The sequence below is a fragment of the Gemmatimonadota bacterium genome (assembly GCA_026387915.1).
Lineage (GTDB): Bacteria > Gemmatimonadota > Gemmatimonadetes > Gemmatimonadales > Gemmatimonadaceae > Fen-1231.
In genome coordinates this window covers 64,123-77,866 of the sequence record JAPLKS010000018.1, presented here as the reverse complement: position 1 = coordinate 77,866, position 13,744 = coordinate 64,123, and the positions used below count along the sequence as shown (strand labels likewise).

General features: G+C 63.7%; 14 protein-coding genes. 2 read left to right on the top strand and 12 right to left on the bottom strand.

The genetic code is table 11. From position 1 onward, the window contains the following. Positions 1–56: 56 nt before the first annotated feature. The 4 genes from NTZ43_12310 to NTZ43_12295 all read right to left on the bottom strand — a co-directional run bounded on the left by NTZ43_12310 (position 57) and on the right by NTZ43_12295 (position 2,684). Positions 57–1,667, bottom strand: a complete 1,611-nt coding sequence (locus NTZ43_12310; protein MCX5767993.1) for an amidohydrolase — start codon at positions 1,665–1,667, stop codon at positions 57–59. A gap of 3 nt (positions 1,668–1,670) precedes the next feature. Further along, the gene (locus NTZ43_12305; protein ID MCX5767992.1) at positions 1,671–1,994 is read right to left on the bottom strand and encodes a hypothetical protein; all 324 of its coding nucleotides are present in this window, start codon (positions 1,992–1,994) and stop codon (positions 1,671–1,673) included. A 23-nt stretch (positions 1,995–2,017) separates the two neighbouring features. Further along, complete coding sequence (locus NTZ43_12300; GenBank protein MCX5767991.1) at positions 2,018–2,293, bottom strand: hypothetical protein; 276 nt, start codon at positions 2,291–2,293, stop codon at positions 2,018–2,020. 64 nt (positions 2,294–2,357) lie between these two features. Then, positions 2,358–2,684, bottom strand: coding sequence for a (2Fe-2S) ferredoxin domain-containing protein (locus tag NTZ43_12295; protein ID MCX5767990.1), 327 nt, complete (start codon positions 2,682–2,684; stop codon positions 2,358–2,360). Between the two features lie 115 nt (positions 2,685–2,799). Between NTZ43_12295 and NTZ43_12290 the strand changes: the two genes are divergently transcribed. Next, the gene (locus NTZ43_12290; GenBank protein MCX5767989.1) at positions 2,800–3,246 is read left to right on the top strand and encodes an OsmC family protein; all 447 of its coding nucleotides are present in this window, start codon (positions 2,800–2,802) and stop codon (positions 3,244–3,246) included. Here the strand turns inward: NTZ43_12290 and NTZ43_12285 are convergent. Beyond that, the gene (locus tag NTZ43_12285; GenBank protein MCX5767988.1) at positions 3,243–3,776 is read right to left on the bottom strand and encodes a MogA/MoaB family molybdenum cofactor biosynthesis protein; all 534 of its coding nucleotides are present in this window, start codon (positions 3,774–3,776) and stop codon (positions 3,243–3,245) included. The genes NTZ43_12290 and NTZ43_12285 overlap by 4 nt on opposite strands. Positions 3,777–3,910: 134 nt before the next feature. On the opposite strand from NTZ43_12285, the gene pdxH reads away from it, so the two are divergent. Next, positions 3,911–4,558, top strand: a complete 648-nt coding sequence (gene pdxH / locus NTZ43_12280; GenBank protein ID MCX5767987.1) for a pyridoxamine 5'-phosphate oxidase — start codon at positions 3,911–3,913, stop codon at positions 4,556–4,558. 80 nt (positions 4,559–4,638) lie between these two features. On the opposite strand, the gene rsgA is transcribed toward pdxH, so the two are convergent. The 7 genes from rsgA to NTZ43_12245 are packed head-to-tail and all read right to left on the bottom strand — an operon-like array spanning position 4,639 to position 13,622. Further along, positions 4,639–5,577, bottom strand: coding sequence for a ribosome small subunit-dependent GTPase A (rsgA, locus tag NTZ43_12275; GenBank protein MCX5767986.1), 939 nt, complete (start codon positions 5,575–5,577; stop codon positions 4,639–4,641). Next, a complete protein-coding gene (locus NTZ43_12270) occupies positions 5,574–5,972 on the bottom strand; it encodes a hypothetical protein (protein MCX5767985.1) in 399 nt (132 codons plus the stop codon). The genes rsgA and NTZ43_12270 overlap by 4 nt, the downstream gene beginning before the upstream one ends. After that, on the bottom strand, positions 5,969–6,925 hold the full coding sequence (locus tag NTZ43_12265; protein ID MCX5767984.1) for a proline dehydrogenase family protein: 957 nt from the start codon (positions 6,923–6,925) through the stop codon (positions 5,969–5,971). The genes NTZ43_12270 and NTZ43_12265 overlap by 4 nt, the downstream gene beginning before the upstream one ends. Positions 6,926–6,935: 10 nt before the next feature. Beyond that, positions 6,936–8,759, bottom strand: coding sequence for a M14 family metallopeptidase (locus NTZ43_12260; protein ID MCX5767983.1), 1,824 nt, complete (start codon positions 8,757–8,759; stop codon positions 6,936–6,938). A 35-nt stretch (positions 8,760–8,794) separates the two neighbouring features. Next, positions 8,795–10,954, bottom strand: coding sequence for a fatty acid oxidation complex subunit alpha FadJ (gene fadJ / locus NTZ43_12255; GenBank protein MCX5767982.1), 2,160 nt, complete (start codon positions 10,952–10,954; stop codon positions 8,795–8,797). Further along, positions 10,951–12,246 (bottom strand): acetyl-CoA C-acyltransferase FadI, encoded by a 1,296-nt coding sequence (gene fadI, locus NTZ43_12250; protein MCX5767981.1) that lies wholly within the window; start codon positions 12,244–12,246, stop codon positions 10,951–10,953. Before fadI ends, fadJ begins: the two co-directional genes overlap by 4 nt. 47 nt (positions 12,247–12,293) lie before the next feature. Further along, a complete protein-coding gene (locus NTZ43_12245; GenBank protein ID MCX5767980.1) occupies positions 12,294–13,622 on the bottom strand; it encodes a hypothetical protein in 1,329 nt (442 codons plus the stop codon). Positions 13,623–13,744: the final 122 nt, after the last annotated feature.

The following is a 13,744-nucleotide window of genomic DNA, read 5'->3' as shown; positions in this document are numbered from 1 at the left end:
TAAAACACCAGCGGGCCGGCGCAGACGATGCGCCGGCCCGCCGTCATTTCGGCGCCCTAGTGACGCTCGAAAATTGCTTTCCCGCCCACGACCGTCATCAGCACCTTGGCCTCGCGGATCGTTTCCGGCGCGATCTTCGTGAGATCTTTGTCGATCATCACGAAGTCAGCGAGCATTCCCTTGGCGAGTACGCCGCGCTCTTTCTCGGCGAAGCCCGCATACGCGCCACCGGCGGTGTAGGCGCGCAACGCCTGCTCCACCGTAATCTTTTGTTCCGGATACCATCCACCGGGGTGCTTGTCGTCGAACGTGCGGCGCGTGACAGCCGCATAAATGCCAATGAGCGGAATCGGAGGCGCCACGAACCAGTCGCTGCCAAAGGCCATGGGAGCCTTGGCGTCGAGCATCGACTTGAACGCGTACGTCGACTTGCTCCGTTCGGTCCCAATCACGCGCTCCACAAATCGCCCGTCGTCAATCGCGTGATACGGTTGCATCGACGGAATCACACCGAGCTGGCCGAAGCGCGCGATATCAGCAAAGGTCGGGTGCTGCGCATGCTCAATGCGGAAGCGTCGATCCCGCGCGCCATTTTCCTTGGCCACGCGCTCAAAGATGTCGAGCTGCATCCGAATTGCGCGGTCGCCAATGGCGTGCACCGCAAGCTGGAGTCCGGCTTTGTCACCTGCCGACGTCCACTCATACAAGTGCTCGGGGGTGTTCACCATCAATCCTTTGTCGTTGGGATTGTCGGTAAACGGTTCGAGCATCAGCGCCGTGTGTGACCCGATGGAACCGTCCACAAACCCTTTCAGCCCGCCAATGCGCAACCATTCGTCGCCGCGCCCCTTGGCTTTGACTTCGTCGGCGAGTCGCTTCCAGGTGGAAATCGGGACGTACGCATAGATGCGGGTGCGCAGTTTGCCAGCCGCATGCGCGCGACGGTACACCTCGAGGTCGTTCCAGTCGCCCATCGCCTGAACGGCGGTCACCCCCTGCTCGGCCACATAAGTCATGGCGGCATCGAGGGCACGATCATTCATGACGGCGGGCGCGACTGGAATGGCGCGCGCAACAATACTGAAGGCGTTGTCCTTGAAAATGCCGGTCAGCGCGCCGCTCGCGTCGCGGACAATCGTGCCGCCGCTCACGTCCTTCACGTCGCGCGTGACGCCCGCGGCTTTGAGCGCCGCGCTGTTCGCGAGATTCATGTGGCCGTCGAGGCGGTTGATCCAGACGGGGGTATTCGGCGTGACCGAGTCGATCCATTCCTTGTGCGGTAACTCGCCGCCCCAGTTTTCGTGATCCCAATCGCCATTGAGAATCCACGCACCCGCGGGGACCGTCTTGGCGAACGCGGCAATCCGCTGCACGAATTCCGCTTTGGTCTTGGCATCGCGCAACTTCACCGACTGCAGCGCAAAGCCGCCGTCGAGAAAGTGTACGTGCGCATCGGTAAAGCCCGGTGTCACCATCGCGCCGTGCGCATCGATCACGCGGGCGGAGCTGGGCGCGAGTTTCTTGATCTCCGCGCTCGATCCCACCGCAGCAATGCGGTCACCCGCGACGGCGAGGGCATCGGCCCAGGGGCGGCGGGTATCCCCGGTCCAGACGCGAGCGTTGACAACAGCGAGGGTGATCACGGCGGTCTGGGCCAAAGGGTGCATGGGTTAGCGGCCTTTTTCGATCGCGTCGCGCACGTCGAGAAGAATCTCGAAATACAGCTGCTCGCGGCGGTAGGCAAAGTCGAGTTGTTGTTGCGCTTCAACGGCACCGGACGCTTTGGCGCGCTCGAAGGCCTCAGAGTACATCTCCTCGAGGTTCGTCAGAATGCGTTCGCGGGAGCGGGACATACGGGTTCTCTCCTGAATGGCCGTTGGCGTGAGCCGCGGCGGTTCAATGGGTGCCGGCACTGCCGGGCCCTTGGGTGAATCGAGCAGTAGTTTTTTCGCGGCGCCGAGCATCATGCGGCGCGCATTGAGCGGATCGGTCATCTCAAAAAAGATAGCGCGGCGCGCTACTGTACGCCGCGCTGCGAGAGGAGGCGCGCGACGGACGCGTCGTCCTCGGCAAAGGGGAGCAGCGATGCCAGCACATGCGGCTCACTGTCTCCTTCCACCGCCATCAGCGCCGGTGGATGACCTCCACCGCCCGACGGCCTCTGGGTCTCCGAGCGCCGATCTACTTCAATGACCGCACGCACCGGCACGGTGCCCTCTGGCGTAATCCGCCGGATGCGCACCACTGGGCCGCTGGTCATGACGCGTTCGTACAGGGTGAGCGAGAATGGCATTCTGAATGGGTTGGTGGCGACTCGCGAAGTTCGTGCCTCGGCGCCTCTCGCGCAAGCGGTTCCTTCAGGGCTTGAGTCGATGAAAAATCGCCTCTTCCACCGGTTGGCCGTCGCGGAGATGCTCCACCACAATCCGGTCGAGCAGCGCGGGAGTCACCGCTCCATACCAAATCCCTTCGGGATACACCGCCATCACCGGGCCACCGTCGCAGACACCCAAGCAGGGGGCCTCGGACCGTTTGACCCGACTGGGGCCGAATAACAGCCCCTCGCGGCGAAGCAGCATCGCCAGCTGGGAGTACAGGGCGCGGCCCCCGCGCTCATTGGAGCAGAACCCGCCCGTGCAGACCAGCACGTGGCGCGAATACGGCTCCATGACGGGAAGAGGCATAGGGGCGGGATGGGAGGCGAAACGACGAACGCTTCACCAATGTTAACAGGTGACGGGCGCCGAATGCGGCGCCCCCACTTCCCGAGCCCGCTTCCTGTTTCCCACGTCGAATCTCATGAAGAACGATCGCCCCGGCTCCGCAGACGAAATCCGTCACGACCTGAACATGACCATGCACTGGCGCGGCGGCTGGCGCTTTGAATCCGCGCGCGCGGACGGGCCCTCCATCCTGATGGACGGCCATTCCAAAGACGCCCCGAGTCCGCCAGAAGCGCTCATCAGCGCCCTCGCCGCCTGCACGGCAATTGACGTTGTGGCGATTCTCGAAAAGCGCCGCACCGAACCAGTCGCCGTCGAAGTGGCCATCCGCGCAGAGCGCTCCGACGACAAGCCGCGCCGCATCACCAAGGTGCACTTGGCGTATCGCATCACGGGATCGAACATCGATCGTGCGCAGGCGGAGCGGGCTATCGACCTCGGTGTCACCAAGTACTGCACGGTCCGCGATTCGCTTGACCCCGAAATGCCGGTGCTCTGGTCGCTGGAGCTCGTCGAAGGCTAGCGGGAGAGTTCGCGCAGTGCGTGGCGGAGCTCAGGCAGCAGAACGCGGGTGAGCGCCAGCTCAACCGCAGCGGCTGACCCTGGCATAGATACCACCAGCTTTCCGTTGGCACCACCGGCCACGGCGCGGCTGAGAATCGCGGCCGTCCCCACCTGCTCCTGAAACGACAGCAGGCGAAACAGCTCGCCAAAGCCAGGCAGCTCTTTTTCGAAGAGCGGCCGGACGGCCTCAACCGTTCGGTCGCGGGAGCCCAATCCGGTGCCCCCCGAGAGCAACACGGCATCCACATCTGCGCGGTTGAGCAGTGCGGCCACATGCTCGCGTACGCGCACTTCGGCGTTCGGGAGCAGCGCCGTGTCCGTGACCAGATGCCCCGCCTCTGCTACCAACCGCGCCATGAGCGGGCCGCTGACGTCCGTTTGGACGGTACGGGAATCGGTCACTGTCACCAGCGCGCAGCGCACCGGCGCACGTGCCTCACCCTCGGCGCGGTGGCCGCGCGTCCCTTCGGGAACCCCTGTACCGGTCATGAATGCGCCTGGGATGTCATGGCGCGAAAGCTGGGAGCGCTCCGCGGCGCTGGCAAGGTCGCCTATCTTTATAATGGTTCTGTCGCGCCGTTGTCGCGCACTCGCCGTCCTCACGCCCAACCGTGAAACCCACTATGTCGCTCGCCGATATCCGCCGCGAATACACCTTGCAGTCGCTCACGGAGAGCGACGTCGACGCCGATCCATACCGCCAGTTCCACGTCTGGTTTGAGCAGGCGAGTCGCGCCGAAATTCTCGAACCCACGGCGATGTCGCTGGCGACCGCCACGGCGGACGGTGCGCCATCAGTGCGCGTCGTCTTGCTGAAAGGTGCGGACGAGCGCGGCTTCGTCTTTTTCACCGACTACCGGAGCCGCAAAGGGCGCGAGCTCGACGCCAACCCGCAAGCCGCATTGTGCTTTTTCTGGGATGCGTTGCAACGGCAGGTGCGGATCACCGGCACGGTGCAACGCGTCTCCCCCGGCGAGTCGGCAGAGTATTTCCGTTCGCGGCCGCACGGAAGCAAGGTGGGCGCCTGGGCGTCGCACCAGAGCGATCCGCTCGATTCGCGTGCCCATCTCGAGCGCGAGGTGGCCGAATATTTTGCCAAGTATCCCGAAGGGGCGGACGTGCCGTTGCCGCATCACTGGGGCGGATATCGCGTCGTGCCACACGTGATTGAGTTCTGGCAGGGGCGCGAAAGTCGTCTCCACGACCGCGTGGTGTATTCGCGGGATGCGAACAGCGCTGCGCCTTGGACGCTCGGCAGGCTTTGGCCGTAGCGGTCGTTTCGTTGCCGAGCCGCGGCGACATCGCCGTCGCCGTTTCTGTGGTGCCGTTGTAGCCGCTCACGCCTGAGCGGCTACGCCCAATCCTTGGGAATGGCCTTCAGCTCGAGCAACAGCTTGCAGTAGCTCTCGTAGCGCGCGGTGGATATGACACCGGATGCTACGGCTGCCCGCAACGCGCACCCGGGCTCCGTCTCGTGCTGGCAGTCGCCGTATTTGCACTCGCCCAGGTACGGAGCGAACTCGGGAAAGCAGCGGTCCAGATTTTCTGGAGGCAGCCCCCACATCCCTACTTCGCGGAGGCCGGGGGTGTCCACCACAAATCCGCCGCCCGCGTCGGGGAGCGGCACGAGCAAGGCACCGACGGTAGTGTGCCGCCCCTTGTTGACCGACTCGCTGATCTCGCCCGTGCGAAGATCCAGTCCGGCAAAGAGCGCATTGAGCAACGACGACTTGCCCACACCGCTCGGGCCGCTGAGCGCTGTGGTGCGGCCGGCCAGCACATCGTGGAGCGCCGCCATCCCGATATTCTGCTTCACGCTGGTGCGATGCACGGTGTAGCCAGCTTTCTCATACGGGGCGACCAGCGCATCGAGTGCGGCAGGCCCGTCAATGAGATCGACTTTATTGAACACAATATGCGCCTGCAGGTCGTTGCCTTCGGCAATGACGAGAAAACGGTCGAGCATCCGTACGTGCGGTTCCGGCTTTGCCGCCGCGAACACCACCAGCACTTGATCGACATTCGCGGCGACCACGCGTTCGCCACGCGCGTTCCCTGGCGCGCGACGCGCGAGCACCGAGCGCCGCGGATGAATGGCCGTAATGGACCAGCCCGCACCCCCACGTTCGTCGGGCTCCACGGTGACATCATCTCCCACGGCAAGCTTCAGCGGCGCGCCTTCTTGCTTCAGCCGACCGCGCATCGCCGCATCGTGGGTCGCGCCGTCGGCTGTGCGCACGCTCCACACGCCGCCGGTGCCATTGAGAATCACGCCGCGCAACTCGCTCATGATGCGTCCTCTTCACGCATCACGTCAAACCAGCGGCGGGAGCTCTGGCCGTCGCGCACGACAATCAGCGCGTCCAGCGCACGTTTTGCCTCTTCGAGTGTCATGTCGCCGAGCAGTTGCTCGGCTTCTTCGGCGGTCTCGCCCCACGCCAAGAACTCGGACTCGAGGTGACCATCCACCTTTTGCGCACCCAGTCGCGACCACTGCACGAAGAGCAGGTAGGCGGCATAGGGCTGCGCGGCGTCATCGCTCACATCCGTCAGAACATCCACGCTGTAACTCACGCCATCCTTCCCCTCAAGCGCCGCGGGGCGCGCGTGGACAGCCGCGTAGCCCCGGACGGTGGTCTCATCCCCAGCGGACGGATCGGGCGGAAGGAACTGCCCGTGCGTCACGTGCGCGACACGGGGCGAGCCGACGTCCCAGACGTTACTTCGCGCAGAATGTTGCCGGTAATAAACCACAGATTGGCCGGCCGCTCCGCGAGCCGACGCATCAGATACGGATACCACTGCGTGCCAAAGGGCACGTACACGCGCAACCGGTATCCGTCGCGCACAATCTGTGCCTGTAGGTCACGCCGAACACCATACAGCATTTGGAACTCAAAACGATCGGCCGCAATGCCGCGCTCGCGCGCAAACCGTATGGCTTCCGTGATAATCACTGCATCGTGCGTGGCGAGCCCCGCGTAGTTGCCGCGTTCCATCAGCGTTTTCATGCACGACACATAGTGCGCATCGACATCGCGCTTATCGGGAAACGCCACCGTGGCGGGCTCCAAATACGCGCCCTTGCAGAGACGCACGCGGCATCCAAGCGCGATGGCCTTTTCGACATCGTCTGTGGTGCGGCGCAGTGCGCTCTGCAACACAATGCCCACCTGCTCGCGATAGCGGGGGTACAGCCGTTGTTCAAAGAAGTCGATCGTGCGCTGCGTATACGCGCTCGACTCCATATCGAGACGCACAAACGATCCGTGCGTCCTCGCTCGCTCGAGGATGGAGGACACAATCTCTTCGCACAGCGCGTCATCAATATCTTGCCCCATCGCGGTCATCTTGAGCGAGACGTTCGCATCGAGTTTCTTGGCGGCAATCGCGTCCAAGAGCTCGAGGTACGCCGTGCCGGCCGCGCGCGCTTCACCGGCGTTGGTCACACTCTCGCCGAGGAGATCGAGCGAGGCGGTAATCCCCTGGGCGTTGAGGTCAGCCACAGCCGCGGTGGCGGTCGCAATCGTTTCGCCCGCGACGAACCGCGACGCCATCGCCTTGGCGAAGCCGTTGTTACGAACGAAACGGAAAATGGTCGCCTGACGCGACAGAAAGAGCAGGAAGATGCGAAACATGTTTTATAAGTTATGGAATGATGCGGGTCGCGATGGCAAGCGGAGCGGTCACACGCCCCACGGGGTACCGCTTATCGCCGAGCGCGGCGAGCGCGGGGTCGAGCACGTTCCAGGTCAAGAATCCATCATCGGTTTGCGGATCGAGCAGCACCGCGGCCAACACGCCAAGTGGTTGTGCCGTTCGCACAAGATACGAGCCGGCCGGCAGCGCGAGTGCCGCCGCGGTTTCCCACCGACCTTCGAGTCGGACTTCGGCGTGCCCTTGAAACGGGCGGGCCGCGCGCACGACGGAATCGACGGCGAACGTCGCACCGGTCACGCGCGCATCCGCCAGCAGCTGTTCCACCACAATCCCGTGCAGGCGTAAACGCGCGAGTAACGAGTCGGCAGCCGGTCCGGCAGAAAATGTGTAGGCCACGGGGAGATCCGCGCTCACTGTGGCGTCAAAGCGATCACGCACTGGCATCTTAGCGCTCACCATCTTGCCGGTCCGAGCAAAGCCACAGCGCACGCCGGGTTCACTCAATGGCCAGGCGCAGCTTCCACGACCGCCGCCAGCGCCACCAGCGCCGCGACCAGCCGTAGGATCACCACCGCGGCCACCGCTGCCGGCACGCCCCGCCCCCGCGCCACCGGCCCGCGCGGCGGCCGCGCGCGCCGCCAGTTCCGCACGTGCGGCTGGGAGCGTATCGAGCGGTTCTTCAATGACAACCTGCATCGACGAATGCTTGGTCATTTCCGCACGCACCGGCACCGAACGAATCTTCCCCGCCATCAACGCCGCATCGGATGCGCGGGTGATGGCCAGCACGCTCTTTGCACGCTCCGCCACCAGCGACAGGGCCTCCTGCACAAACGCGTACGTGCTCAACACACGACGCTCAAACGGATCGTGCGAATAGGCCTCGCTCAGCAACGAGAGGCGGCCGCGTAGCCCATAGTAGTTGGTGCCGTATCGCGGCTTATGCTCGTACGTACTCCAGTTCTTGCCTTCACCCGGAGCGGCAGGCCCTTCGTCGCCAGTGAAGTTGCCGTAGTCGAACACTTCGTACTTGTGTCGGGTGCGCATACGCTGACGAATCACCGGCAACAGCGAGTCGCGCACAAACGCGCCTCCAAACGAACCCCCAGCAATGGCCGCCGCCGGGTGCAGCGACGGTGAATAGGTCACCGCGTAGCCGTGATAGCTGCCGTCCGTCGTATGCAGATCCACAAACAGGTCAGGATCCCACGCATTAAACATTGCCAGCGACGCGCGCGTCTCAGGCGCTTCCGTCTTGACATAGTCGCGATTCAAATCCAGTTGCTGACCGTTGGGGCGCTGCCCCACCATCTCCGGACCGTTCTGCGCGCCACGGTTCTGCGCCTGCGGGCGAAACACTTCATTGCCGTCGCCATTGTAGATGGGCACGGCAATGAGCACGATCGAATCGAGTACGTTCGGCTTCTTGGAAAACAGCAGATCGCGCAGCAGTGCCTGCAGTGCTTCCTTCCCCTCAACCTCCCCGGCGTGAATGTTCCCTTGGATGTACACCACCGGGCGACCGAGGCGCCGCGCCTCCTGCGGCGTCGTCACCAACGGGCGTGAGGCAATCACATAGGGAATGTCACGACCCTGCGACGTCTTGCCGATGCTTCCCACACGAATGACCGCGCCGCGCGCTTGCAGCGAATCGAGAAAGGCGACCACGTCCGCGTGCGTGGACGTTTCCATGTATTTCGTTCGCTCAGCGCGCGTCTGTTGTGCGGCCGCGCGAGCGATTGGCACGCAGAGTCCAGCGAGCACCAGCACCACGAGCCCGAATGCCCGGGCTCCCCGTTCGTTACCGCGCATGCCTGCGCTCCACTGTGTATGTGATATCGGCGCGCTCAACCAACAGGCTTGCCGGTCTTGGGATAAAATGTCGCGCCCGACGCAGCCATCTCTCGCAGGCGGGCGCAGGGTTCAAACCGTCCGGGATACTTCGCGTTAAGCGCGTCGAGCCGTCGGACCAACTCGGCGGCACCCAGCGCGTCGGCGTAGCGGTAGGGTCCGCCACGGAACGGCGGAAAGCCAATGCCGAACACTGCTCCGACGTCACCGTCGCGCGGCTGCCGTACGATGCCTTCTTCCAGGCAGCGCACCGCTTCGTTCACCATCGCCAGCGCACAGCGCTCCTGCACATCGGCAAGCAGCGCCGGCGTCACCGTCTGACGCTGCGCCACACCGAGGACGGCGTACACCGATTCGTCCACGCCGCTTCGCTTACCGGCATCGTCGTACGAGTAAAATCCGCTTTTGTTTTTTCGGCCGAGTCGGCCCGCGGCGAGCACCTTGCCGATCGCGGCATTCTGCGGCACACGATCGCCGAAGGCGGCGCGCATTACGGCGCCAGATTTCCCCGCGATGTCGAGCCCCACTTCGTCGAGCAGCGTCACAGGACCAACAGGGAAACCAAAGGTCAGCATCGCACGGTCAATCGCGTCCACCGGCACCCCTTCGTCGAGCATGAGGCCGGCTTCGTTGATGTACGGAGCCAAAATGCGATTGGCAAAGAATCCCGGTGCGTCGTTCACCACGATCACCGTCTTCCCCAGCTTGCGCCCGAAGGCCACCACCGTTGCCGTCACCTCGGGTGCCGTCTGCGGCGTCACGATCACCTCTAGCAACGGCATCTTGTGCACGGGCGAGAAGAAATGCATGCCCACCACGCGCTCCGGCCGTGTGCTGCCTGCGGCAATCTGACCAATCGGAATCGTGCTAGTATTCGACGCAAAGATCGCCGACGCACCGAGGTGCGGTTCGAGTTCGGCGAGCACTTGATGCTTCACACCCAAATCCTCGAACACCGCCTCGATCACCAACGGCACGCGCCCAAAGCCGGTGTAATCCACCGTGCCCGACACGAGCGACAGTTGATCCTCAAACTGCACACGTGTGATCTGCCGCTTGGTGAGCCGGTCCTTGAGCACGTCGCGCACCGCAGCGAGACCGCGTCCCACTTGCTCGTGTTTCGTGTCCTTGAAGCGCACCGGAATGCGCTGCATCGCTGAGATGGCGGCAATCCCTGCCCCCATGAATCCTGTGCCCAGCACGCCGATGTTCGGTACGGGGCGGGGCTTCACCGTCGCGTCCGCCACGCCCGAATCCCGCTTGAGCGAGGTCGTCGCGTAAAACAGGAAGATCAGTTCTTTCGACACCGCCGTCGCGGACATCTCGCCGAACAAGCGCGCTTCTTCGGCAAATCCCTGTTCGCGCGTGCCGTGATAGCCTGCCGCCACGGCGTCGAGCGCCGCCAGCAACGCGGGATAGTTGCCGCGCGATTTCTTGAGCGTCATCTCGCGCGCCTGCCGAAAAACTAGCGCACGACCGAGCGCATTGTCTTCGAGCACCAATTCTTTTGCGCCGTGCTTCTTGTCTTCGTGCCGGCGTGCCCCGGCCGCAATCTCGCGAGCGCGCTGAATCGCCACGTCGCGCAGAACGGCGGGATGCACCAACTCATCCACGAGACCAATCTGCAGCGCCTTCTTGGCGCGGATGTTCTTCCCCGTGAGAATCATGTCGAGCGCCACCTGCAGCCCCACCGTGCGCGGCAGACGCTGCGTGCCCCCCGCGCCTGGGATCAGCCCGAGCTGCACTTCGGGAAGCGCGAGCACGGTCTTGGGGTTGTCGGTGGCAATGCGATACGCGCAACTCAGCGCCGCTTCAAGCCCGCCGCCAAGACACGCGCCGTTGATGGCCGCGACAATCGGCGCGCGACATTTCTCGAGTCGGAACATGGCTTGATGCCCCGTCCCACTCGCACGCTCCGCATCCTTGGCGGACGTGAAATCCAGAAAGGCGTCGATATCAGCGCCCGCAATAAACGTGTCCGGCTTTCCACTGATCAACACTGCAGCGGTGATGGCCGGATCCTGTTCAATGCGCGCAAGCATGGCTTCGAATTCCGCGATTACCGCCGCCGAGAATTTATTGATCGGTTCATTCGGCAAGTCGAACGTGATGACGGCCACGCCGCCATCCATCACCAGAGAGAGGGCGTTGTTCATACGCGCTCCACGACCATCGAAAAGCCGAGACCGCCCGCCGCGCACACCGTCATGAGGCCGAACTGCCCACCGCGACGCGCGAGTTCGTTGACGAGCGTCGTGGTGATGCGTGCACCCGTCGCGCCAAAGGGATGCCCAATCGACAGCGAGCCCCCCAGCACGTTCAGCTTGCTGCGATCCACCGTCCCCACCGGCGCCGACACCCCGGCCCGCGCCGCCCATTCCTTGGATTCAAAACCGCGCAAGTTCGACAACACCTGCGCCGCAAACGCCTCGTGCATTTCCACGAGATCCATGTCGCGCAACGTCAGGCCGGCCCGCTGCAGCGCAATCGGAGCGGCCAACACCGGCGCCTGCAACAATTGCTCACCGGGATCCAGCGCCGCATACGCGTAGCTACGGATGTACGCGATGGGCTCGTACCCAAGCGCCTTGGCTCGCTCCTCGCTCATCAGAAGCACCGCCGCACCACCATCCGTGAGTGGCGACGCGTTGCCGGCCGTCACCGATCCGTATTTTTTATCGAACACGGGCCGCAGCGAGGCGAGCTGCTCGAGCGACGAATCGCTCCGCACGCCATTATCGACCGTCATCGCCTGCTCGTATTTGGGCGGCAGATACACCGGCGCAATCTCCGCCGTGAGTCGACCGTCAGCCGTTCCCTTGGCCGCATTCTGGTGCGACGCCAGCGCGAGCGCGTCCTGCTCCGCGCGCGGTACCTGATTGATCTTCGCCATCTTCTCGGCGGACTGCCCCATCGATTCGCCCGTCGTTGGCTCAGCAATCGCCGGCGTAATCGGAATGAAGTCCTTGGCGCGCACCTTCGAGAACGCCTGCAGCCGCTGGCCGATCGTCTTGGCCTTGCTCGCCGCGACCAACGCATCACTGAAGCCGCGCGAATGCAGAATCGGCACATTCGAGAGCGACTCCGCTCCGCCAGCAATCGCAATGTCGGCGTGGCCGAGCATGATTTGATCGGCGGCGTCAGTGATGGCTTGATTGGCCGACGCGCAGGCTCGGCTCACACTCCACGCCTGCACTCCCTTGGGGAGCAGCGGCATCAGCGCCACTTCGCGCGCAATGTTCGGCGCGAGCACGGAGGGAATGACGGTCCCGAACGTCAATAGATCGAGCGACGCCGGGTCGAGATTGGTGCGGTGGATCAGCTCCGTCACGGCGATCTTGCCCAACTCGATCGCCGTGAACCCTTTGAGCGTGGTCCCCGCTTTCGCAAATGGTGTGCGAACGCCGGCGATAATCGCGACTCGGCGTCCGCGAGGGGGAGTGGTCATAGTCCGTGGAAATTACGGCTCGGCCACCGTCCCTGCCATTGGGGCACCTACTTCAGGCGCTCCTGGATCTCGTTAATCACGTCCTTATAGCGGAGCAAAATGCGGCTCCACGACTGGAACGCCTCGTCATCCTTGGCGCTCTTGGCAATGTACGAGTGCTCGCTCACCAGCTTCACCGTGTAGCGCAACGGCGAGGTCGTGGCCTGCTTTACGATGATGCGGGTGCGGATGATGCAGCATTCCTGCACACTCGTCACGTTCCAGCCCGTGCGGATGTAACCGGTCTCCTTGTCACTCAGTTCCAGCACGTCAAAGTAGTTCGTGACGATCTGGCCCAGAATCTTCCACGCGTCGGATTCCGTGCGCTTTTCGTTGACCGCCACGGCAAAGTTGACGTTCGCTTGGTCGCTCTCGGTGGACATCGACCACGAGCCGTCGCCGTTGAGTTTGGCCACGTCGGCGTCGAGCGGGAGCGGCGAGCCGTTGTCGCGCAGGCAGTATTCTTTGGTCCACGTGATGTAGGCGGGTGCGCGCGCTTCCACGACCACACACTGCCCTTCGCGCACCACAATCCGCTGGGCACCCACGCCCACTCGGCGGCCAGCCACCCACATTTCGGCCGTCTCTGGCTCCGGACGTACTTCAAAGGCACGGTCCGAAAGCAAGAGTCGATCCTGCAACTGCGGCAGCTGAATCCCTTCGCGCACGCAGTACTGCTTTTCCACGGGCATGTAGCCGGCACGCGAGGCCTTAACCGTCGTGCAGCCATTGGGCGGAATCACCACCTCGGCAAAATCTTCGCCGTACTTTACGCCATTAATGTCAATCTGCGAACCACCGGGAGATACGCGCACCAGCACCACGCGCTGGTTGAGCACAATGTCGTCCGCTTCCGGCGGCGTCGGCTGGCCTTCGCGGTTGGCATACGTGCGCGTCACCGTCTTGAACCCTTGCGCCTTCACCTCAAGGGTCCGCTGCGTCCCCTCTTTGACGGCAATGTAGCTCGTCACTTTGGGGTTGAGGCTCTGGTTGTTATCGAGCGTCACGCTGACGTCGGCCGGACTCACCGTCAGCTTGACCATGCGGTCTTTGAGCTGAATGAGAATCGGCTTTTTGGCGGCCACGTCCACCGCCGTGACGTCGCGCACCACCGTCACAAAGCCGGGCGCCACGGCCCACACACGCTGAAAACCGTTGTCCGGCAGCGTCAGCACCGCGGAGCCCACACCAAGACGCGTGGTATCGGTCGGCGTTGCACCGACCTTGTAGAGAACCGCGCTCGCGGGCTCAGCGGCCAGGCTCACCTGCTTGGGACCGCAGGCGGTGGCAGTCACTGAAAGGGCGCTCACCAACAGCGCGGCAATCTTCTTGTGCATCACGAACCTCCATCAATTCGCTGGACATGGAGACGCGCGGAGTAGACGACGGGCTGGGGGCCTCCGCACCATCATTGGCTCGAAACTAATGCCACCCCTCGCGCGCGGTAACCTCCCTCGCC